We start from the raw sequence: 20,948 nt of genomic DNA on the forward strand, positions 1-20,948 counted from the left end.
GTCAGCCGCCTCATGGTCCCGCCGGCGACTCCGCCGGGGACTCGGCGATGTACACCGGCCCGGCCCGGGCGAGCGCGGTGATCGGTCGAAAGCCGAGACCGGGCAGCGGCAACCGTAAGGTCACCTGGATGTCGGCGATGCCGTCCTGGCCGACGACGCATCCGGTGACCTCCGCGCCATTGGCCCGGGCCAGCGCCTCGGCCCGCGTGCACCCACGGTCGGGAACCACGAAGGCCAGCCGGGCGGCGGCGAGCGCGCTCAGGTCCGCGGCGCTCTGTGCGCGATGCCTTCCCACCCTGGCCGCGCCGACGGTCATGATCACCGCCGCCATGGCCCATACCGCCGCCATCACGGCAACCGCCCAGATCGTCGCCGATCCTCGCTCTCGCTCGGCTCTGCTCCGCGCCGCCGTTCCGGCCTCGCGGCGAAACAACCCGTCGCCCGTCAGGTCGTTCGTGCCTCCCCGGCTCACGGCTCCCCCTCGGATCCCCCGGACGCTCCCGGCGTATCGGAAACTCCAGGGACTCCGGGCTCCGGCGCGGCGACGGCGGACGAGCCGACCTCGACGGCGGGGAGCAGGGAACCCCAGCGGGGCCGGACATGTGCGGCGACCTCGACTCGGACGGTCTCCGCGGTCACGTCCACCCTGACCACCGCTCCCATCGGGACGAGGGCGAGGACGTCGGCACGCACCCGCTCCACGGGCTCACCCCGGGCCGCGGCCCGGGCACCCGCCCGGGCCGCGTCGACGCATTGAAGCTGCGCCCCGACCGTCGCCACCGCCCACAGAGCGGCGGCCAGCACCACCACGACGGCGGGCAGCACCACGGCGGTCTCGGCGGTCACCGATCCCCCGGACCGGTGCGGGCGGGCGAGGACGCCGACCGGCCTCCCAAGCCGGTGGAACCGGGCGGACCGCCGGGACCGGGTGAACCGGCGGAGCCCGGCGGGCCGAGGAGCTCGGGCACCCGGCTTCGGGTGGATACGGGCACGAGATCTCGGACGAGGAGGAGCGAAGGCGTTCGCCGGGCTCATCCCGCCACGTTCAGCGCTCGGTTGATCAGCTTGGAGATCAGCTCCTGGACCTCCGGGCTCGTGACCACTTTGAAGAGAAGTGCGGCGAACGCACAGGCGGCGATCGTGCCGACGGCGTACTCCGCGGTGGACATGCCCCGGTCACGGCCGGGGCCGGTGAGGGCGGCCGTCCGCCGGGCCAGAGCCTTGCGCGCCCGCGCGGACAACCTCTCCGCCCAGCGCCGCGACCGCGCGTGCCATCCGCCCGGCGGGAGCGCCGGCACGCTGCGCAACGGCCCCCTCCGGACGCCGCCGGAGAGCGAGCCGGCGGCGGGTGAGCTCGGCGAACGAACCATGTCTCCTCCTGGATGCCGCGACCGGACCCCATGCCCGGTGCCTGCGAAGCCAGGGTCGCCGATGCGGGTGGACGCCGAAGGAGCCGAACGACGTTCTGGGGACAACTCGGAGGCCGAGGGAGCTCCCTGTGGAAAACTCCGCTCCCCCGCCCGAGGCGCACGGCGAGCGATGACGAGGCCTGGACAGATACCCGAAATCGTCGAGGGCGAGGTCAGAGGTCTTCCTGGATCCGCCTGACCGGCTCGGTGACGAGGCGGACCGCGGCGTCCACGGTCGCCTCATGAATCCCTGGATCTTCGGACGGGCTCATGAGGATCGCCCACATGAGCCCGTCGATGATCGAAAGAATGATCCGGGCGAGCGCGTCGTGGTCGATCCCTGAACGCAGTTCGCCGACGGACTCGGCGTAGCCGAAGACCCTGCCGAGGTTCTCGCGGGCCTCCCGGTTCAGTTCCTCGATCGATGCGGCGAACTCGGGATGGACGACGGCCCTGGCGTAGAAGGCGGCCCAGACACGGGCCTCGCCCCGCCTGCGCGCGTCGAGCGGCAGCAGTTCCATGATCGTGGCACGCAGCGCGTCGGGGAAGGTCATCCCGGCCGGATCCAACCGGATATGCCGCAGACGCTCTCTCTCCGCGGTGACGACGGCGTGCAGGGCGAAGGCCAGCATCTCGTCCTTGGTGGTGAAGTAGCGCTGCACCGCCCCAACGGAACAACCCGCCTCGGCGGCCACCGTACGGACGCTGACCGCTTCGAGGCCCTCGCGTTCGGTGATGCGCAGCAGGGCGGCCGTCATATGACGACGGCGCTCCTGATGATCGACGACCTTTGGCACTCGTCCAGTCTCCCGCACGTCTTATCAAATACAGTAGTATTAAATACGTTCGTATTCTAAAGTGGACGAGGTTTTACGATGAACCAGCGGACACGTAAGCGGATGGCGGGACGGTGGCTCGCCCTGGCCGGAGCCTGGCTCATGGCCCTCGTGACGGCGACGGCGGCGAGCACGGCACTGCTGCCGATGCCCAGCCTGTCCCTGTGGGCCATGGGCCTTCTGGCGCTGGAGTTCAGCCTGCTCCTTGTGCCGCTCGCCCTGGTGGGCGTCGTCCTGGCGGTGATCGCCGCACGTGGGAGGGCCGCCGCCGTACCGAACTCCGCGGAGACGGAGTCCGCCGGGCACGAAGCCCCGCCGACGGGCCGCCCACGCTCCGGAGGCGGAGCCGGACGGACCGGTCGCCGGGTGGCCGCGACGGCCGCGGGCGCGCTGAACGCGGTGGTGCTCGTCGCCGCCCTCCTCCCGGCGGTCTCGGCGTGGCGGACCGCCCAGGACCACGATGCCCCCCTGAGCCTGGCGGGCTATCTCGACGGGTTGTCCGACACCGCCGAACGCGGCCCCGACGCGACCGTACGGTACGCGCGAGCGGGTGGCACGGACCTCATGCTCGACGTCTGGCGACCGGCGAACCCGAAGGCGGGTTCGGGGCCGTTGCCAGTGGTGATCAACGTGCACGGCGGGGCGCAGGACACGCCGCAAAGCCCCTTTCCCCGATGGGACACCTGGCTGGCCGACGCCGGCCACGTGGTGTTCGACGTGGACTACCGCTTCTTCCGGGACTACGACTGGCGGTCGTCTCCCGGCGACGTCAAGTGCGCGATCGGCTGGGTGGCGCGCAATGCCGAACGTTACGGCGCCGACCCGAAACGGATCACCCTGATGGGCCAGTCGGCCGGCGGCTATCTCGCCCTGCTGGCCGCGTACACCACCGCCGCCGAACTCCCTCCCACCTGCGAGGTGCCCGAAGCCGAGCTGGACGGCGTCATCGCCTGGTACGCGCCGAGCGACATGACCGCCGAGATGCCCCCGGCCTTCCGGCTCTCCGAGCCGGTACGGCGGCAGCTCACCGAGGAGACATGGCGGCTGGCCGACGAGGATCGGATCCGCGCGTCGCCACGTCATCACATCCGGGCGGGACTGCCGCGAACGCTGTTGATCCAGGGCGGACGTGACATCCTCCAGCCCGCGGAGGACACCAGGGCTCTCGCCACCCGGCTGACCGGCGCCGGAGTCGGAACCGAGCTCGTGGAGATCCCTTACGCGGATCACCAGTTCGACCTGTCGTGGGGCGGTTTCGGCAGCCAGATCGCCAGGCACGTGGTCCTCGGCTTCCTGCGTCCCCCCACCACACCCTGACCGGACGTCATAGGTTCCTTCACCGCACCCCGCCGGACGTCAGGGAAGGAGCACCTCGTCGGCGAGACCCGCGACGACGGGGATGATCCCGAGGAGGACGAAGGCGGGCAGGAAACAGAGGCCGAGCGGTGCGACGGCCTGAACTCCGACTCGACGGGCCGCGGCGGAGGACACGGCCCGTGCCTCGTGACGGGAGTCGTCGGCCAACCGGCTGAGGACATCGGCCACCGGAGCACCGCTGAGAGCCGCCCGGCTCATCGTCCGTGCGAGAGGCGCCAGCGGGCGTTCGGCGGCGAGGGCCCGCCAGGCGCTCTCCGGCGCCGCTCCCAGCCTCAACTGCCCGCTCACCCAGGCCAGCCGTTCCGCGATGGGCCCGCCGATCGCCTCGGCCGTGACGTCGACGGCTCCGGTGACCGGTTGTCCCGCGCGAAGGCAGGCGACCATGAGATCCGCGGCCAGCGGCAGGTCCGCCGCCACACGGTCCTGCTCACGACGTGATCCGGGAGGCTCTCGCCTGCGGAGCGACACCCATGTGACCGCGGTGCCGAGCGCTCCCGCGGCGACCCCCGGGACGCTTCCGACAAGGAGGAGAACCGCGACACCCACGGCGGCGCAGAGCAGCGCCTCTCCCCGGCCGGGTCGTCGCCTCGCGGCCGGAGCGCCGTCCGCCGTGGGGGGCCGGAACAGGGACGCCCCGCCTTCCGCCCGCGACGTCCCCAGGTTCCACGGGCTCCACGGGCTCGCCGGAGCCACCGATCCCGGTGAGCCCGGTGAGCCCGGCGGGCCTGACGGACTTGATGGGCCCTTGGCTCGCCCGGCCCGGTGAATCCGGTGGACGCGCCGAGCCGGGTCGTCAGGTGGTATCCACAGCCATCCCGCGAGCGCGGTGAGCATGACGGTGATCAGTCCGATCATCTGCCTCTCCCGAGTCGTTCCTCACGCTTCCGAACCTCGAACTTCCGGCACCCCGGACTTCCGGCACCCCGCGCTTTCCGGACCCCGCGACTCTCCGGCTTTCGTGCCTTCGCGGGCTCACCGCCCCGGAGCGCACCGCCTCCGGTGCCCGTGGCCGCCTGAGCCCGCCGCTTCCCGGTCCGTGGCCCCTCCTTCCGCCGCTCCTTCCGCCGGCCTTCTGGTGGCCTTCTGGTGGCCGCTCCCGCTCCACGGTCAGGAGCGTTCCGCGCGAGCCGCCAGGCGGTGGGTCCACCACAGGCCGCAGCCGTCGAGCGCCAGCCCGGCGAGCAGGCAGCCGAACCCCGCCGGGCCGCCGAACAGGAAGCGCAGCGGCCGCATGCCGAGCCCGGTGGCCATGATCAGGCCGAGGGCCGGCAGGACCGCCAGTAGGCGTGCGGTGGCACGCGGGCCGGCGAGCTGGGCGGTGACCTCCTGGCGATGCGCCTGGGCCTCCCTCAGCGAAGCGGTCACCCGGTCGACGAGGGCCGACAATCCCGCCCCTGCGGTCGCACTCACCCGCCAGCAGGCGGCCAGACCGCGGAACGCCTCTCCCCCTTGCTCCGGTGCGGCGGCCAGCAGGGCGGCCGGAACGTCGCCCCCGTCTCTGGCCGCCGCCACCAGCGGCCGGACCGCCACCGGGTCGGGGAACTCCGCGACCGCCGCGGCCCGGGCCAGCGCCTCACCGGGTGTCCGCCCCGCGGTCAGCTCCGCCGCCAGCCCCTGGCACAGCTCCAAGGAGGCGGCCCGCCAGGCCGCGGCGCGTCTGGCGGGCCTGGAACGGCGGGTGACCCTCTCCTTCAGGGAGGAAACCCGGAGGAACGGACGACGGCCCATCCGGAGGAGACGCGCCGTCCCCGGGTCCGGCCCGGTCCACAGCCAGACTGCCAGGGAGACGAGGAACACGGCCGCCGCCGTCACGGCCATGCCTCCGACGTGCCGTGGCCAGGAGGCCCGGAGGCGGGAGGACCGGGGGTGTGACGCTCGGGGGTGGAGACCCGGCACACCGGACGGGCCGCCACGGTGGTGATGTCAGGGATCCGCGCGCTGAGGGCCACGAACCCGGGGCCGGGGATCACCTCGCCCCCGGACGGGAAGGTGAGGGCCGGTTCGGCCTCCACCAGACCCGAAGGGCGGCGGATCATCATGCAGATCTCGGCCACCCGGCGGCGGCCGTCGGCGTGGTCGCGGACAAGGTGGATGACGACGTCCAGAGCGGCGGCGATCTGACTGTGGACGGCCTCGCGGCTGAGACCCGCGGCGCACGCCAGGGCCTCCAGCCGGGGCGGCACATCGGTCGCGGTGTTGGCGTGGAGGGTGCCGCAGCCGCCCTCGTGCCCGGTGTTCAGCGCGGCGAGGAGGTCGACGACCTCGGCACCCCGCACCTCGCCGACGACAAGGCGGTCCGGGCGCATCCGGAGTGCCTGGCGGACGAGGTCGCGCAGGCAGACGCCGCCCACTCCCTCAAGGTTGGCCGGGCGGGATTCCAGGCGCACCACGTGCGGGTGCTCCGGCCTCAGCTCCGCGGAGTCCTCCACGAGCAGCAGCCGGTCACCGGGGTCGGCGAGGGACAGCAGGCTCGACAGCAGTGTGGTCTTGCCCGTGCCGGTGCCGCCGGTGACGAGGAAGGCGAGCCTGGACTCGACCACCGCGGTGAGCACCGGGACGGTGCCGGCTCCGATCGCGCCCGCCTCGACGAGGTCGGCGAGGGCGAAGGCGCGGCGGGGTGGGAGTCGCAGGGACAGGCAGGTGCCCCCGGGCGCCACCGGCGGCAGGACGGCGTGGAGCCGGACGCCGCCGGGGAGCCGGGCGTCGACGTAGGGGCAGGCGTCGTCAAGTCGCCGCCCCGCCGCCGCGGCGAGGCGCTGGGCGAGCCGCCGGACCGCGTCCTCGCCGGGGAAGACGATCGGCGTCCGGCGCAGACCGCATCCGTCGTCGACCCACACCTCGCGCGGGCCGTTCACCAGCACGTCGGTGACCTCGGTCTCGGCCAGCAGGGGCTCCAGCGGGCCCGCTCCGATCAGGTCCGCGCACAGGGCCCGGGCGACCGCCAGTATCTCGGCGTCACCGAGCACCGCGCGCTCGGCTCTGAGTGCGGCGGCGACGTGCGCGGCGCTGGGCTCGACGCCGGCCCGGGCCAGCCGTACGCGGACCGCTTCCACCAGGTCGGGTGAGACGGCCGCGGCCGTGCCCGCGGAGCGGTCGCCGGCACGGCCCACAGCCGGTTCCCGGCTCATGCCCCGGCGCCGTTCTCGGGCCCGTACAGCGAGTTCAGGAACGAGGAGCAGAAACGGCCGAGGGAGGTGCGGCGGCCGACCGGCGGGGCGTCACCGCGGTTGAGCGCGGCGGCGAGCCGGGGCTGGTCGGGCAGGACGCCCACGGAGGGGACGCCCAGCGAGGCGGTGACCATGCTCTCTTCGAGGACCCCGCCGCGCACGACGACGCGCACCTCACCCGTGTGCTCGCGCAGCCCGGTCAGGACCTGGGCGGCGGCCAGCACGCCGCGCACATCGGCAGTGACCACGAGCAGGGTGAAGGCGGCCCGGCCGAGCGCCTCCGCCGCGGCCGGATCGAGGCGGCGAGGGAGATCGACGATCACCAGATCGAAACCCCGCGTGCCCGATTCGAGGACCGAACGCATCGCCTCGGCGGGGATGGCCTGGGCCTCCCCGCGGTGGAAGGAGAGCAGGGTCAGCTCGGCGAAGGAGGGCAGGGCGGCCTGGAGGGCGGTGAAGCTGATCCTGCCCTCGCGGGCGACCAGGTCGGGCCAGCGGGCCCCTTCGGCCTCCTCCTGGCCGAGGAGCAGGTCGAGGCCGCCGCCGAGCGGATCGGCGTCCACCAGGAGGGTACGGAGGCGGCGACGGGAGGCGCTCAGCGCCAGCGACGCGGCCAGGACGCTGGCCCCCGCCCCGCCGCTCCCGCCCACGACGCAGACCACGCGCCCCGCTCGCTCGGCCGGCTCCACGACGTCGGCGAACTCGTCGACCAGTCGCCGCTCGGCCGACGGCAGTTCGAGGACGGACTGGGCGCCGACCGCCACACATCTGCGCCAGGTGTCGGGTTCGTCCGGAGCGCGGGTGACCAGCAGGACGCGAGGTCTGGGTGGTGGCCCGGTGGCGGCCAGGGCGTCGGCCAGGTCGCTGCCGACCACGACCAGCGGCGCGCGGTTCCAGTAGGGCCGGGCGTGTGCCGGGGCGTGGGCGACGTCCAACTCGGCTCCGGCTGCGGCCGCGACGCGGAGCAGGTCGTCGAGCAGGTCGGGGTCTTCGGTGATGACCAGCGGGCGGTCCATGGGTGCCTCCCTGAAATGCGGAAGGCCCACTTTCCGGGGAAGGCGCCCGTCCCCGGGGCGCCGAACACCGCTCTGTGGAAAACTCCGGCGGCGCGGCCACCCCCTGTGGACAGCAGGATCGGCGCGCCGTACGGACGGACCCGTGCGCCCTGCTCCGAAGGGGCCCGGGGCCGCGAAGGGGTACGAGCACGCGGGCGGAGGGGAGAACGGAGCCGGAACCAGGCCGGAGAGACCGCCGGGAAGACGACCGGGACTGAGGCCGGAAAAGCGGCGACCCCCGCAGGGGGGAGAGCGGGGGTCGCCGATCGGTCCGGCTCTGGGGGGGTAGAGCCGGTCCCGTTTCAGAAGAAAGCCTTCAGCGGTATCCGAGGCGGAACGGGATCACTTCCGAACGAACTCGTCCGTTGCCGCCCCGGTACGGGGATACGCCCTAATGCTGCCCGATCGACTTGAGTTTCGTCGAGGAGTAAACGGCGATTTCTTACGGTTTTTCTAAGGTAACGATTCCGTCGCGAGGAACTGCTCATTCACCGCTCCCCACCGTTGAGGCCCCGCGGACACGAAGAGTGACATGGCAGACACGATTCCCAGTTTGTACTCTCATGTCCCCTATGTCGGACAAGTGAGGTTGGTCCATGAATGTCCCTCGGGCTGTAAAGGTCTTGGTCTCAGGGGTTCCCATCCGCCTCGATCCGGCATAGAAAGGGTTCAACGGACCACTTGTCCGGGGCATGGCCATCGGGCACCCACGTGCCGCCGAGCCGCGGGAGGCATGTCGGAGCGGGCTCCAACCCGCTCAGTGACATCAGGGTGCACGCCTGGTAACCCGTCTGGACGTGCCAGCGACGGCGCTCCACACCAGGAGCGCCGTCTGCTATGTCCGCGACCGGGGCCGGGCCGCGCCTGTGACCGGGACGCGACTGCGGCCGGGCCGCGCCTGTGACCGGACCGGACGCCCCACCGGCACACCTGACCGGACCGAACGCCCCACCGGCGTACCCGATCGAACCGGACGTCCCACCGGCACGCCGTCCGCTTCGGAGTGCGGGAGGCCCCGGCGCATCCGGGGTCCGGTCAGCCGCGCTGCATGGACTCGCAGATCGCCGTGGCCTCCCGCACTCCGAGGGTCACCGCCGAGGCGCAGTGCCGCACCCAGCGCGCCACCCCTTCCGGGGTGCCGAGGAGGTAGGAACGCAGGGCCTCCGGGTAGCCGGAACCGAGCTCGGCGTGACCCACCTCGACGGCCACCAGGGACTTGGGGTCGAGGCCGAACTCCACCAGGCTCAGCCGCTCCGCGGCCCGGGCGACCACGCCGTCCGCCGACCCGAACGGCCGCAGCACCGCCAGCTCCGCGTGCACGATGGCGGCGAGCACCAGGGCCGGCGCCGTGGACGTCCCCGTGACGAGGCCCACCAGCCCGTCCACCCGGGCCACCGTCTCCTCAGGGCCGGGCGCGGGGCCCACTCCCAGGGGGTCGGGCGCCTCCGCGGCGGTCCGGGGCCGCCCGAGGTCCTCGGTCAGGCCGGTCGCGGCGAGGGTGTGCAGCCTGGCCAGCACCTGGCGCGGCGCCGTACGCCACGTGGGGCCGAGCCGGCCGAGCTCGGCCGAGACGCGCAGCGCGCCCTGGACGACCGGGTCGGTGGCCTCGGGGATGGCTTCGAGGGGGACGTCCGCACCGTCCAGCGCGGCGGACGCGCGTGCCCCGTGCAGCGCGGACATGGCCGACACCTGCGGGCTCTTGCGCCGCAGCACGCGATGCCGGTAGAGCCGGTCCACGGCCGCGCGCGCCTCGGCGACGGCCTCGGGCACCCCGGGGAGCTCGGAGATGGCAGCCAATGGGTCGTTCACGTCCCCGACCCTACCGGCCGGTCAACAAAGGACCGCCGCCGCCCGCCGGACGATCCCGGGACCGCTCCGAACCCCGGGCCCCGAACCCCGAGGGATCCGCGTGGCGAGCCCACGGCCGGGCGTCCCGGCCCGCCGGGCCTGTGGCCGCGCGTCCCCGTGGCGGTCTCCGGCCGCGCGCCCCGTACGGCGAAACCCGGCCCTCACCCGGCGAAGCGAGCGGCGAAACCCGGCCCTCGCCCGGCGAAGCGAGCGGCAGAACATCCGGCGGAGCATCCGGCCCGCGCTCCGGGTGGCATCGCACCGTTCTCCCCTCTCCCCGCGCCCAGTCTCCGTTCCTCCTCCTGCCCCCGATACGGCGCCGCCGGTCTCCGGCCGGGGCCGGACCGGACCGGATCGGATCGTCGGGCCGATTTGGCCCGTCGCCGAAACGCCCGGTGCGTGCGACGGGAAACGCGCGCCACGCCGTTCGGCGAACGCATACCACCGCCCACCGCAACCCCCTGTAAAACCATGTGAATAACGCTTTATCCATTCTTATGGTGTCGAAAGCACAACGGTTTTCCGACGCGCGTCATCGGCCGTCGAGACCTTTGTGAACCGCGCCGACCCCCTATCACCGGTTGGTACAGACCTGTCTAGACCTCTTGTGGCGGGCACCGCCAGCCTGGTGAAGTGGGACCGTCCAGACCGACCGGCCGTACGTAAGGAGTGCGCAGTGACCCCGGAGACCCCTGGTTCCGAGTCGCGTGAGACCCAGGAGACCTTGTCGAACCTGCTGCAGGAGACCCGGCGGTTCGCGCCTCCCGCCGCCCTCGCCGCGGCCGCCAACGTGACGGCCGACGCCTACACGGAGGCCGAGGCGGACCGCCTGGCGTTCTGGGAGAAGCAGGCCGACCGGCTCGCCTGGTCCAGGCGCTGGGACACCACGCTGGAGTGGAACCCGCCCTTCGCCAAGTGGTTCGTCGGCGGAGAGCTCAACGTCGCCTACAACTGCGTCGACCGCCATGTCGAGGCGGGCCGCGGCGACAAGGTCGCCTACCACTGGGAGGGCGAGCCCGAGGGCGACAGCCGTACCCTCACCTACGCCGACCTGCAGCGCGAGGTCTCCAAGACGGCGAACGCGCTGCGGGAGCTGGGCGTGGGCAGGGGCGACCGGGTCGCCGTCTACATGCCCATGATCCCCGAGCTGCCGATCACGATGCTGGCCTGCGCCCGCATCGGCGCGATCCACTCGGTGGTGTTCGGCGGCTTCTCCGCGAGCGCGCTCAGCGGCCGGATCAAGGACGCCGACGCCAAGCTCGTGGTGACCGCCGACGGCGGCTACCGCAGAGGCGCCCCCAGCGCTCTCAAGCCGACCGTGGACGAGGCGGTCAAGGAGTGCCCCGGCATCGAGCACGTCCTGGTCGTGCGGCGGACCGGCCAGGAGGTGGACTGGACCGACAAGGACGTCTGGTGGCACGACCTGGTGGACCGGCAGTCCGAGACCCACGAGGTCCAGGCGAACGGCGCCGAGGACCCGCTGTTCATCCTCTACACCAGCGGGACGACCGGCAGGCCCAAGGGCATCCTGCACACCACCGGCGGCTATCTCACCCAGGTCGCCTACACCCATGACGCGGTGTTCGACCTCAAGCCCGACACCGACGTCTACTGGTGCACCGCCGACATCGGCTGGGTGACCGGCCACTCCTACATCGTGTACGGCCCGCTGGCCAACGGCGCGACCAGCGTCATCTACGAGGGCACCCCGGACACCCCGCACCGCGGCCGGTTCTGGGAGATCGTGCAGAAGTACGGGGTCACGATCCTCTACACCGCTCCCACGGCGATCCGCACCTTCATGAAGTGGGGTGACGACATCCCCGCCAAGTACGACATGTCGTCCCTGCGCGTCCTGGGAAGCGTCGGCGAGCCGATCAACCCCGAGGCGTACGTCTGGTACCGCGAGCACATCGGCGGCGAGCGATGCCCGGTGGTGGACACCTGGTGGCAGACCGAGACCGGCGGCGTCATGATCAGCCCGCTGCCCGGCGTCACCGCGGCCAAGCCCGGCGCGGCCATGCGCCCGCTGCCCGGCATCAGCGCCGACGTGGTCGACGACCAGGGCAACTCCGTGCCCAACGGCGGTGGCGGCTACCTCGCGATCCGCGACCCGTGGCCGTCGATGCTCCGCACGATCTGGGGTGACGACCAGCGCTACATCGACACCTACTGGTCGCGCTTCGAGGGCATGTACTTCGCGGGCGACGGCGCCAAGAAGGACGAGGACGGTGACATCTGGCTGCTCGGCCGGGTCGACGACGTCATGCTCGTCTCCGGCCACAACATCTCCACCACCGAGGTGGAGTCGGCCCTGGTCTCCCACCCGAAGGTCGCCGAGGCCGCGGTGGTCGGCGCCACCGACCCGGTCACCGGCCAGGCCATCGTGGCGTTCGTGATCCTGCGCGGCAACGCCGAGGAGAGCGACGACGTCGCCGCCGAGCTGCGGAACCACGTGGCGAAGACGCTGGGCCCGATCGCCAAGCCGCGGCAGATCCTGGTGGTCCCCGAGCTGCCGAAGACCCGCTCCGGCAAGATCATGCGGCGTCTCCTGCGCGACGTGGCCGAGAACCGCAGCATCGGCGACGTCACCACGCTCGCCGACAGCACGGTGATGAACCTCATCTCCGAGAAACTCCCCAGCGCCAAGAGCGACGAGTGACCCCCGGCCCGTGTGGCCCCGCGGGCCGTGAATCCACGGACCCGCGGGGCCACACGGGCCGAAAAGGGATTTTCCACCCCATGTAGGCTGACGGGCAGGTGTGCCGGGAAGTCTGGTCGGCCGGTGGGGGAACGACCTCCGCCGCGTTGCCAGGAGGTCCCATGCCCCGTCCCGCACGCCGTCCCGCCGAGATCTGGCCTTTCGGACCCACCATCCGGTACAGCCGCCAGGTCGCCGAGGCGCTGCGCGCCGAGACCGTCGGCGGCGTCGTCATGCTGCTGGCCGCGGTCGCCGCGCTGGTCTGGGCCAACGTCTCCCACGACTCCTACGAGGCGCTGCGCGCCGCCTCCTTCGGCCCACAGGCCCTGGGCCTCGATCTGGAGCTGTACCGGTGGGCCCAGCACGGCCTGCTCGCGGTCTTCTTCTTCGTCGCCGGCGTCGAGGTCAAGGAGGAGTTCGTCCACGGCGAGCTCGCCAACCTCCGCAAGGCCGCGCTGCCCGTCATCGCGGCGATCGCCGGGATGGTCGTGCCCGCCCTGGTCTACCTCGTGGTGAGCCGGGGCGCGCCGGACGCGGCCCGCGGCTGGGCCATCCCCACCGCCACCGACATCGCCTTCGCCCTCGCCGTGCTCGCCGTGACCGCGAGCGCGATGCCGGCCGCACTCCGGGCGTTCCTGCTGACCTGCGCCGTCGTGGACGACCTCGGGGCGATCACCGTCATCGCCGTCTTCTTCAGCCACGACCTGAACCTCCTCGCCCTGCTGGCCGGAGCGGCGATCATCGCCCTGTACGGCCTGCTCCAGGCCCGCCGGGTCCGCGGTCTGTGGATCTATCTCCCGCTCGCCCTGGCCGCCTGGTACGCCGTGGAGATCAGCGGTGTTCACCCGACCGTCGCCGGGGTAGCGCTGGGACTGATGACGCGAGTGCACGCCGCGCCGGGTGAGACGGGCTCCCCCGCCGAACGGGCCGACCACCGGATCCGCCCCCTCTCGGCGGGCCTCGCCGTGCCCGTCTTCGCGTTGCTGTCCGCCGGGGTCCCGCTCGACCTGGCCGGGCTCGGCGACGCGGCCGGCGACCGGGTGGTGCTCGGCGTGGTCGCGGGCCTGGTCGTCGGCAAGTTCATCGGCGTCTTCGGCGGCGCCTGGCTGGCCGTACGGCTCGGCCTGGCGAGGCTGGCCGCGGAGCTGAGCTGGCGGGACATGGCGGCCGTGTCCACCCTGGCGGGAATCGGCTTCACCGTCTCCCTGCTCATCGGAGACCTGGCCTACGGCGGCGACCCGGGGCGGGCGAACGCCGTGACCGTCGGCGTGCTGGCGGCGAGCCTCATCGCCTCGGTCCTGGCGGCGGTCCTGCTCAGGGTGCGCGTGCGCGAACACTCCGCACGCAGGATGATGGTCGACACCGGTGCTTGATTGGAGAACCCTAATGACGCAGATCCCACCCGCGGAACCCCAGGAGGAGTCGCTGGGCTCGCTGGTCGCCGCGGCCACCGACCAGATCTCCACCCTGGTCCGCGCCGAGATCGAGCTGGCCAAGTCCGAGCTCAGGTTCGACGCCAAGCGGGCCGGCGTGGCGGCCGGTCTGTTCGGCGCCGCCGCGTTCATGGCCCACCTCTGCCTGATCCTGGCCTCGTTCGCCATCGCCTACGGGCTGGTCGCCCTCGGCGTCTGGACGTGGCTGGCGTTCGCGATCGTCACGGTGTTCTACCTGGTGGTGGCGGGCCTGTTCGTCTACCTCGGCATCCGCCGGCTCAAGGGCCTGACCGGGATGAAGCGGACGCTGCACTCGCTGAAGACGCTCAAGAGCGGCGAGAGCGACCTCCCCGTCGCGGCGGCGCCCGTCCCCCCGACGGCGGGCCAGGTCGGTTCGCACCGTGAGCCGGTGAGCCGGGACCTGTGAACGCCCCCGACGAGTCCCTGGTACGGGTCGAAGGCCCCTGGACCCACCGCTCGGTGCACGCCGGCGGGACCCGCTTCCACGTGGTGGAGGCCGGTGAGGGGCCGCTCGTGCTGCTGCTGCACGGGTTCCCGCAGTTCTGGTGGACCTGGCGCAACCAGCTCGTCTCGCTGCCCGCGGCGGGATACCGCGCCGTCGCCGTCGACCTGCGCGGCTACGGCGGCAGCGACAAGCCGCCGCGCGGCTACGACCTGCCCACGCTGGCCGGTGACGCGGCCGGGCTGATCCGGGCGCTGGGCGAGAGCGGCGCCGTCGTGGTCGGCCACGACTGGGGCGGGCTGCTGGCCTGGACGATGGCGGTGTGCGACCCCAAGGCGGTCCTGCGGCTGGTGACGGTGTCGGCCCCGCACCCGCGCAGGCTCCGCGCGGCCCTGTTCGGCGAGCCGTTCGGCCAGCTTCGGGCGGCCTCCTACGCGCTGGGCTTCCAGCTTCCGTTCCTGCCCGAGCGCCTCCTGACGGCCGGGGGCGGGGCGAAGGTCGGCCGGATGCTCGACGAGTGGTCGGGGCCGGGCTGGCCGGAGGAGGACGTGGCGAGGACCTACCGCGAGGTGTTCCGCATCCCCACGGTCTCCCACTGCGCGGTGGAGTATCACCGCTGGTTCGCCCGCTCCCAGCTCCGTCCCGACGGGCTGCGGTACGCCAGGATGATGCGGAAGGGGATCGACGCGCCCACGCTGCAACTGCACGGCGCGCTGGACCCCCACGCCCTGCCGCGCACCGCCCACGGCTCGGGCCGCTACGTGACCGGCCCCTACCGGTGGAAGATGATCGACGGCGCCGGGCACTTCCCGCACGAGGAGCGCCCGGAGGAGTTCGACGCCGAGCTGATCTCGTGGCTGGCCGATCCGGAGCCGGGCCGGTGATCCCACGCGACCGCGTCCCCGGGGCGTCCCCGGCCCGCTGTACGGCGAAGGAGTCCGGCCGGTGATCCCCAGAGACCGCGACCCGGAGGGACGGCCGCGCAACCGGCGGCCCCGGGACGCCTTCGGCAGGCCGCTGCCGCACGACGCCGAGGGCGTCGAGCGCGTCCCCGACGACTACGCGCCGAGCGCCGCCGAAGCCCTGTCGGAGGCGCGGCGGCTGCTCGGCGAGGGCCGGCCGTTCCACGCCCACGAGGTGTTCGAGGGCCGGTGGAAGAACTCCCCGGCCGGGGAGCGGGAGCTGTGGCAGGGGCTGGCGCAGATCTGCGTCGGCCTCACCCACCTCCAGCGCGGCAACCGTCGCGGGGCCGCGGCGCTGCTCGCCCGGGGAGCGGACCGGGTCGAGGGGTACGGCGCGCCGTACGAAGAGGTCGCCCGGACCGCCCGGACCCTGGGGGACGCGGACGCCGGGACGGCCGTCGCCGCGATCCGGGACCTCCTCTAAAGGGCCGGTCAGCCGCCGCTCTGGTCGCACTCCTGGGTGCTGACCCGGTTGACCAGCCGCGAGCCGTCCTGGGCGTCCGGCGTGACCTCGGCGGCGGTGAGGACGTATCCCGTCTCGCGCTGGTCGAGGGCCGCGGCGAAGACGACGCCGTAGACCTTGCCCTCGGGGGAGAGCAGCGGCCCGCCGGAGTTGCCCTGCCGTACCAGGCCGCGGATCGCGTAGACGTCGCGGAAGACCGTCTTGCGGTCGTAGATGTCAGGCCCCTTCGCCTTCTGCTGGCCCCGGATGCGGGCGACGTTGGGTGTGAAGCCGTGGCCGTGCGGGAAGCCCGCGACGATCGCGTCGTCTCCCTTCTCGGCGCCGCCGTCGAAGCGCAGGACCGGGAGGTTCAGGCCGGGGACGTAGAGGATCGCGATGTCCCGGTCGGGGTTGTAGAGCACGACCCTGGCGTCGTGGACGTTGTTGAGGTAGTCGGTGACCTGCAGGCCCTGGTCGACGCCCGCGACCACGTGGGCGTTGGTCATGATCCGGTTCTGGGAGTAGACGAAGCCGGTGCCCTCGATGTGCCTGCGGCAGCTCGTGGCGATGCCCTGGACCTTGACGATGCCCCGGCGGGCCCGCGAGAGCTGCGATCCCTTCAGCACGCCCTGGTCGGGCGGCGGCACCTCGACGAACTGGCCCGCCCCTATGGCGTCGAAGACCTTGGGGAAGCCGGAGGTGTCGATGAAGCTCTTGAACGGCTTCTGGAAGTCCTTCGCCGCGGTGGGCAGCGCCTGGTCGACGGTGCTGATCAGCAGCGACTTGTTGACCTGCTCGCTGAGCAGCGTGAACTGCGAGGAGGCCAGCAGCGATCCGATCAGCCAGGCGGTGACCAGCACCGAGAACGCGCTGGCGAAGGTGCCGCCCACCGCGTCGACGACCTTCGCGGGCTCCCAGGTGACGTGGCTGCGGACCACCGCGCCGATCGTCGAGGAGGCGAACTGCCCGATGGTCGCGCTGAGGAACACGATGACGATGGCGAGCAGCGCCCGCTCGGTCTCCCCGTCGACCACGGCGGCCGCGATCGGCGGGGCGATGAACATGCCCAGCAGCCCTCCGCCGACGAATCCGACGAAGCTCAGCGCCCCGATGATGAACCCCTGCCGGTATCCCGACACCGCGAAGGCCACCATCAGTGCGATCAGGATAAGGTCGAGGAGATCACCACTCACCCCTTTACGGTATCCACCGACCGGCCCGCGCGTGCACTCCTTCGGTGACGTGCGGCCCGTTATCGTGGCCGTATGGCAACGATCGGGGGGTCGGCGCCCGTGGCGGCTCTCATAGAGACCGCGCTGCGGGACCAGGAGGACGGCGAGGTCCGCTGGCACGTGATCGGGCTGCTGGGCGAGCGGCACGACCTGGAGACCCTCGCCGCGGCGCGGCGGCTGTGCGACGGCGGGACGGTGGCCGAGCGGACGCTCGGGGCCGACATCCTCGGCCGTCTGGGCCTCAACGACCGCGGCCTGCCCATCCTGCGCGCGCTGGCCGCCCGCGAGGAGGACCGGACGGTCCTGTACTCGGTGCTGATCGCCTTCGGCCATCTCCACGACCGCCGCGCGCTGCCGTCGGTGATCCGCCTGAGCGAGCATCCCGACCCGAGGGTGCGGTACGGCGCGGCCTACGCGCTGCCGAACATCGTGGGCAGACCGCCGGACCCCACGGGCCTCGCGGCGCTGCGGCGGCTGGCCGCCGACCCCGACGACGACGTGGCCGAGTGGGCCTGCCTGGGCCTGGCGCTGTCGACGGGCGGCGCGATCGACGGCGTCCGGCCGGCCGCCGCGACCGGTGACGGGCGGCCGGCGACCGCCGGCGAGGAGAGCGCGCGGCCGTCAGGCGGCGGGACCGGCGGACGGTCGCCAGGCGATGGCGGGGCCCGCGCCGGGCGGCCGTCAGACGGCGGGGACGGCGGGCGGCCGTCAGCGGGTGGCGAGGTTGACGACGTCCGGGGGGATGTCCTCGACCCGTGAGCGGTCCCAGGGCCGCTCGAATCCCGATCCGGCGAGCACGCCGTCGAGCACTCCGGCGGTGAAGCCCCACACCAGCAGCCCCCGCACCCGGAACGCCGGGCCGCTGTAGCCGCTCGGGTGGCGCAACCGGAGGCGGTTGACCGGGTCGACCAGCTCGGCCACCGGGACCCGCTCCACCGACTCCACCTCGTCGGGCGAGGCCGCGTGGACCGCGCACGGGGTGTGCCACCAGCCCAGCACCGGGGTCACCCGGTTGTGGCTGTGCGAGACGTACAGCTCCGGCATCGTGCCGACGACGTGCACCCCCGCCGGGTCGAGGCCGGTCTCCTCCCGCGCCTCGCGCAGCGCGGCGGCGACCGGGCCGCCGTCGACGGGATCGACCCCGCCGCCGGGGAACGCGGGCTGGCCCGCGTGCAGACGCCCGCGCCGGCTGCGCTGGATCAGCAGCACGTCGGGGCCGAGAGGGCCCTCACCGAACAGCAGCAGCACCGCGGCGGCGCGCCCTCCGGAGGCGGGCGGGCGCAGCATCGGGGGAACCGGCGCCTTGGCGACTCTTCTGGCGAGGGTTTCCAACCATCCGGGAACTTCCACGGGTACACCTCCGATCTTCTGCAACACCTCGGCCCGGCCGGTTGCTTCCCGGGTCCCGCCGCTTCCGGAGGGTTCGCGGAAGCCGGGGCTGCGGGGGCCGAGGGCGCGCGGGTTCCATGATCCTCTCCGGCCCGCCCGCCTCTCCGGCCCGTCCGCGGGAGGGCCGGGCGGCCGGATCAGGAGAACGGTCCGGGCCGCACCAGTTTCCCGGCCTGGACGGGATCGACCGGGCCGATGCCGTACGAGGGGCAGAGGGCGGCGAGCGGGCAGACGCCGCAGGCGGGTTTACGCGCGTGGCACATGCGGCGGCCGTGCCAGATCATGCGGTGGGACGCCATCGTCCAATCGCGTCTGGGGATCAGCTCCCCCACGACCTTCTCGATCTTCACCGGGTCGGTCTCCGTGGTCCAGCCGAACCGGCCGGCCAGGCGCTGGAAGTGGGTGTCCACGGTGATGCCGGGGACACCGTACGCGTTGCCCAGCACGACGTTCGCCGTCTTGCGGCCCACGCCGGGCAGCTTGACGAGGTCGGCGAGCCTGCGGGGGACCTCGCCGCCGTGACGCTCGCAGACGGCCTGGGCCATGCCGACGATGCTGGCGGCCTTGGCGCGGAAGAAGCCGGTGGACCGGATCAGCTCCTCCAGCTCGGCCCGGTCGGCGGCGGCGTAGTCCTCCGCTGTTCTATATTTCATAAAAAGAGCTGGAGTGACTAGATTGACCCTTTTGTCGGTGCACTGCGCGGACAGGATCGTCGCGACCAGCAGTTCGAGCGGGTCGCGGAAGTCGAGTTCACAGTGCGCGTCGGGGTAGGTCTCCGCCAGGATCCGGTCCATTCGCCGGGCACGACGGACCAGGGCGAGCCGGGTCTCACCAGCGGGGATGATGTTGCGGGCCACCCCGACAGCCTACGCGTACGGCCCCCTTTGGGACCGCGCGGTGGGATACGTCACAATGACTGCGTGAGCCGTGAAACAGGAGGCACTGTGAACACCGACGACGTGCTGGGCAAGGCACCTCTGTTCGCGGCGCTCGACCGTGAGAGCGCCGCGGCGCTGCGCACGAGCATCTCCGAGGTCACCCTGTCCAAGGGGCAGACGCTCTTCAGCGAGAACGAGACGGGCGACCGCCTCTACGTGGTGCTCGAAGGCAAGATCAAGCTGTCCAGGACCGCGCCGGACGGCCGGGAGAACCTGCTGAGCGTGCTCGGCCCGGGTGAGATGTTCGGCGAGCTGTCGCTGTTCGACCCCCGTCCCCGCACCGCCTCCGCCATCGCCCTGACCGACGTCCGGCTGGCCGGGCTCGGGCACGACGACCTGCGTCCCTGGCTGACGGGCCGTCCCGAGGTCGCCCTGCACCTGCTGCGGGCGCTGGCCCAGCGGCTGCGCCGCACCAACGACGTGCTGGCCGACCTGGTCTTCACCGACGTCCCGGGGCGGGTCGCCAAGGCGCTGCTCGACCTGGCCGACCGCTTCGGCCAGCGGATCGACGACGGCATCCGCGTCCACCACGACCTCACCCAGGAGGAGCTGGCCCAGCTCGTCGGCGCGTCCCGGGAGACGGTGAACAAGGCCCTCGCCGACTTCGCCCAGCGCGGCTGGCTGCGGATCGAGGCCAAGGCCGTGGTCATCCTCGATCTGGAGCGCCTGCACAACCGCTCCCGGTAGGACCCGCCGGGACCGTTGGGACCGTTCCCACGGCGTTCCCACGACCGGCCGGACCACGTGGCCGACCGGGCCCACGCGGCCGGCCCGGCCGGCCGGCCGTACGGGCGGGCGGGCCACGGCGCGGTCAGCCCTCCAGGTAGCCGAGCTGGGCGCGGACCGACATCTCGGCGGCCGGCCAGAGCGACGGGTCGACGTCCGCGTAGACGATCTCGACGATCTCCCGCGGCGTCGCCGCGCCCCGGGCGCGGGCCGCCCGGATCTGGTCCAGCCGCCGCCTGCGGTGCGCGACGTAGCCGTCCAGCGCGCCGACCGGATCGGCCAGCACCGGACCGTGACCGGGCAGCAGGGCCTCGGCCCCGGCCCGTTCGGCCGTCGCCCGCAGCCGGTCCAGCGACCGCAGGTAGTCGGCCAGGTCGCCGTCCGGGGCGATCACGGTGGTGCCCCGGCCGAGGACGGTGTCGCCGGTCAGCATCGCCCGGTCCTCCGGCAGCCAGAAGCACAGCGAGTCGAACGAGTGGCCGGGGGTGCCGACGACGTGCAGCTCCAGGTCGCCGGCGGTGACCACGTCGCCGTCGGCGAGGCCCTCGTCGCCGAGACGGTGCCGGGGGTCCAGCGCCCTGACCGGCGCGCCCACCAGCCCGGCGAACCTCCGTGCGCCGCCGCTGTGGTCGTCGTGACCGTGGGTCAGCAGGATCGCCGCCACCCTGCGCCCGGCCAGGCGGGCGGCGACCCGCGCGAGATGCGCCTCGTCGTCCGGCCCGGGATCGACGACGAGCACGTCCTCCTCCACGTCCTCACGGCCGATCACCCACGTGTTCGTGCCGTCCAGCGTCATCGGGGACGGGTTGGGCGCCAGCAGCGCCAGGGTGTGGGCCGTGCCGGAGCCGTCCGGCCCGCCCAGGGGTATCCGCAGCCCGCTCACACCCTCTCCTCCCGCCGCACGTCCCCGGACCGCCGCATGCCCCCGGACCGCCGCATGCCCCCGGACCGCCGGGCGGTCTCCGGTCCT

Annotated in this window: 21 protein-coding genes; 8 read left to right on the plus strand and 13 right to left on the minus strand. The window is 73.0% G+C overall.

The window, feature by feature from the left end; all coding sequences use genetic code 11:
• Positions 1 to 10: 10 nt before the first annotated feature.
• The 4 genes from ACZ6W9_RS20940 to ACZ6W9_RS20955 form a co-directional block, all read right to left on the minus strand.
• Positions 11 to 472: an Rv3654c family TadE-like protein gene (locus ACZ6W9_RS20940; RefSeq protein WP_470119148.1), complete on the minus strand. Its 462-nt coding sequence runs from the start codon at positions 470 to 472 to the stop codon at positions 11 to 13.
• Entirely contained in the window at positions 469 to 846 is a 378-nt protein-coding gene (locus ACZ6W9_RS20945; protein ID WP_470119150.1) for a TadE family type IV pilus minor pilin, read from the minus strand. Before ACZ6W9_RS20945 ends, ACZ6W9_RS20940 begins: the two co-directional genes overlap by 4 nt.
• A 185-nt stretch (positions 847 to 1,031) precedes the next feature.
• Positions 1,032 to 1,370: a DUF4244 domain-containing protein gene (locus ACZ6W9_RS20950; RefSeq protein ID WP_362941178.1), complete on the minus strand. Its 339-nt coding sequence runs from the start codon at positions 1,368 to 1,370 to the stop codon at positions 1,032 to 1,034.
• A gap of 212 nt (positions 1,371 to 1,582) precedes the next feature.
• Positions 1,583 to 2,167: a TetR/AcrR family transcriptional regulator gene (locus tag ACZ6W9_RS20955; RefSeq protein WP_389966651.1), complete on the minus strand. Its 585-nt coding sequence runs from the start codon at positions 2,165 to 2,167 to the stop codon at positions 1,583 to 1,585.
• 117 nt (positions 2,168 to 2,284) lie between these two features.
• Between ACZ6W9_RS20955 and ACZ6W9_RS20960 the strand changes: the two genes are divergently transcribed.
• The gene (locus ACZ6W9_RS20960) at positions 2,285 to 3,562 is read left to right on the plus strand and encodes an alpha/beta hydrolase (protein ID WP_470119152.1); all 1,278 of its coding nucleotides are present in this window, start codon (positions 2,285 to 2,287) and stop codon (positions 3,560 to 3,562) included.
• 39 nt (positions 3,563 to 3,601) lie between these two features.
• On the opposite strand, the gene ACZ6W9_RS20965 is transcribed toward ACZ6W9_RS20960, so the two are convergent.
• The 5 genes from ACZ6W9_RS20965 to ACZ6W9_RS20985 all read right to left on the minus strand — a co-directional run bounded on the left by ACZ6W9_RS20965 (position 3,602) and on the right by ACZ6W9_RS20985 (position 9,653).
• Positions 3,602 to 4,039 (minus strand): type II secretion system F family protein, encoded by a 438-nt coding sequence (locus tag ACZ6W9_RS20965; RefSeq protein ID WP_389966657.1) that lies wholly within the window; start codon positions 4,037 to 4,039, stop codon positions 3,602 to 3,604.
• A 690-nt stretch (positions 4,040 to 4,729) separates the two neighbouring features.
• Positions 4,730 to 5,440 (minus strand): type II secretion system F family protein, encoded by a 711-nt coding sequence (locus tag ACZ6W9_RS20970; RefSeq protein ID WP_389966660.1) that lies wholly within the window; start codon positions 5,438 to 5,440, stop codon positions 4,730 to 4,732.
• Positions 5,431 to 6,750, minus strand: coding sequence for a TadA family conjugal transfer-associated ATPase (locus tag ACZ6W9_RS20975; protein ID WP_389966663.1), 1,320 nt, complete (start codon positions 6,748 to 6,750; stop codon positions 5,431 to 5,433). Before ACZ6W9_RS20975 ends, ACZ6W9_RS20970 begins: the two co-directional genes overlap by 10 nt.
• Positions 6,747 to 7,805 (minus strand): septum site-determining protein Ssd, encoded by a 1,059-nt coding sequence (gene ssd, locus ACZ6W9_RS20980; protein ID WP_470119155.1) that lies wholly within the window; start codon positions 7,803 to 7,805, stop codon positions 6,747 to 6,749. The genes ACZ6W9_RS20975 and ssd overlap by 4 nt, the downstream gene beginning before the upstream one ends.
• Positions 7,806 to 8,879: 1,074 nt before the next feature.
• Positions 8,880 to 9,653, minus strand: a complete 774-nt coding sequence (locus ACZ6W9_RS20985; RefSeq protein WP_389966669.1) for a Fic family protein — start codon at positions 9,651 to 9,653, stop codon at positions 8,880 to 8,882.
• Positions 9,654 to 10,368: 715 nt separating this feature from the next.
• On the opposite strand from ACZ6W9_RS20985, the gene acs reads away from it, so the two are divergent.
• From acs to ACZ6W9_RS21010, 5 genes are all read left to right on the plus strand, one after another.
• On the plus strand, positions 10,369 to 12,354 hold the full coding sequence (gene acs / locus ACZ6W9_RS20990; protein ID WP_389966672.1) for an acetate--CoA ligase: 1,986 nt from the start codon (positions 10,369 to 10,371) through the stop codon (positions 12,352 to 12,354).
• Between the two features lie 161 nt (positions 12,355 to 12,515).
• Entirely contained in the window at positions 12,516 to 13,766 is a 1,251-nt protein-coding gene (gene nhaA, locus ACZ6W9_RS20995; RefSeq protein WP_389966676.1) for a Na+/H+ antiporter NhaA, read from the plus strand.
• Positions 13,767 to 13,779: 13 nt separating this feature from the next.
• The gene (locus ACZ6W9_RS21000; protein WP_389966679.1) at positions 13,780 to 14,253 is read left to right on the plus strand and encodes a phage holin family protein; all 474 of its coding nucleotides are present in this window, start codon (positions 13,780 to 13,782) and stop codon (positions 14,251 to 14,253) included.
• Positions 14,250 to 15,173, plus strand: coding sequence for an alpha/beta fold hydrolase (locus ACZ6W9_RS21005; protein ID WP_389966682.1), 924 nt, complete (start codon positions 14,250 to 14,252; stop codon positions 15,171 to 15,173). Before ACZ6W9_RS21000 ends, ACZ6W9_RS21005 begins: the two co-directional genes overlap by 4 nt.
• A gap of 61 nt (positions 15,174 to 15,234) precedes the next feature.
• A complete protein-coding gene (locus tag ACZ6W9_RS21010) occupies positions 15,235 to 15,675 on the plus strand; it encodes a DUF309 domain-containing protein (RefSeq protein WP_470119158.1) in 441 nt (146 codons plus the stop codon).
• 8 nt (positions 15,676 to 15,683) lie between these two features.
• On the opposite strand, the gene ACZ6W9_RS21015 is transcribed toward ACZ6W9_RS21010, so the two are convergent.
• Entirely contained in the window at positions 15,684 to 16,886 is a 1,203-nt protein-coding gene (locus ACZ6W9_RS21015) for a MarP family serine protease (protein WP_362941217.1), read from the minus strand.
• A 72-nt stretch (positions 16,887 to 16,958) separates the two neighbouring features.
• On the opposite strand from ACZ6W9_RS21015, the gene ACZ6W9_RS21020 reads away from it, so the two are divergent.
• On the plus strand, positions 16,959 to 17,684 hold the full coding sequence (locus ACZ6W9_RS21020; RefSeq protein WP_470119160.1) for a HEAT repeat domain-containing protein: 726 nt from the start codon (positions 16,959 to 16,961) through the stop codon (positions 17,682 to 17,684).
• On the opposite strand, the gene ACZ6W9_RS21025 is transcribed toward ACZ6W9_RS21020, so the two are convergent.
• Positions 17,634 to 18,275: an NUDIX hydrolase gene (locus ACZ6W9_RS21025; protein ID WP_470119162.1), complete on the minus strand. Its 642-nt coding sequence runs from the start codon at positions 18,273 to 18,275 to the stop codon at positions 17,634 to 17,636. The genes ACZ6W9_RS21020 and ACZ6W9_RS21025 overlap by 51 nt on opposite strands.
• 176 nt (positions 18,276 to 18,451) lie before the next feature.
• Entirely contained in the window at positions 18,452 to 19,171 is a 720-nt protein-coding gene (gene nth / locus ACZ6W9_RS21030; protein ID WP_362941226.1) for an endonuclease III, read from the minus strand.
• Between the two features lie 87 nt (positions 19,172 to 19,258).
• Here nth and ACZ6W9_RS21035 point away from each other — a divergent pair, with 87 nt between their 5' ends.
• Positions 19,259 to 19,939 (plus strand): Crp/Fnr family transcriptional regulator, encoded by a 681-nt coding sequence (locus ACZ6W9_RS21035; RefSeq protein ID WP_179820706.1) that lies wholly within the window; start codon positions 19,259 to 19,261, stop codon positions 19,937 to 19,939.
• A gap of 124 nt (positions 19,940 to 20,063) precedes the next feature.
• On the opposite strand, the gene ACZ6W9_RS21040 is transcribed toward ACZ6W9_RS21035, so the two are convergent.
• A complete protein-coding gene (locus ACZ6W9_RS21040) occupies positions 20,064 to 20,861 on the minus strand; it encodes an MBL fold metallo-hydrolase (RefSeq protein WP_389966695.1) in 798 nt (265 codons plus the stop codon).
• Positions 20,862 to 20,948: the final 87 nt, after the last annotated feature.

It is taken from the genome of Streptosporangium sp. NPDC053982, assembly GCF_055585205.1.

Excerpts from the sequence above, each read along its gene's own strand:
- ACZ6W9_RS21000 (WP_389966679.1), top strand. The coding sequence starts at position 13,780 with ATGACGCAGATCCCACCCGCGGAACCCCAGGAGGAGTCGCTGGGCTCG.
- ACZ6W9_RS20950 (WP_362941178.1), bottom strand. The coding sequence starts at position 1,370 with ATGGTTCGTTCGCCGAGCTCACCCGCCGCCGGCTCGCTCTCCGGCGGC.
- ACZ6W9_RS20960 (WP_470119152.1), top strand. The coding sequence starts at position 2,285 with ATGAACCAGCGGACACGTAAGCGGATGGCGGGACGGTGGCTCGCCCTG.
- ACZ6W9_RS20955 (WP_389966651.1), bottom strand. The coding sequence starts at position 2,167 with ATGACGGCCGCCCTGCTGCGCATCACCGAACGCGAGGGCCTCGAAGCG.
- ssd (WP_470119155.1), bottom strand. The coding sequence starts at position 7,805 with ATGGACCGCCCGCTGGTCATCACCGAAGACCCCGACCTGCTCGACGAC.
- ACZ6W9_RS20970 (WP_389966660.1), bottom strand. The coding sequence starts at position 5,440 with ATGGCCGTGACGGCGGCGGCCGTGTTCCTCGTCTCCCTGGCAGTCTGG.
- ACZ6W9_RS20975 (WP_389966663.1), bottom strand. The coding sequence starts at position 6,750 with ATGAGCCGGGAACCGGCTGTGGGCCGTGCCGGCGACCGCTCCGCGGGC.
- ACZ6W9_RS21020 (WP_470119160.1), top strand. The coding sequence starts at position 16,959 with ATGGCAACGATCGGGGGGTCGGCGCCCGTGGCGGCTCTCATAGAGACC.
- nhaA (WP_389966676.1), top strand. The coding sequence starts at position 12,516 with ATGCCCCGTCCCGCACGCCGTCCCGCCGAGATCTGGCCTTTCGGACCC.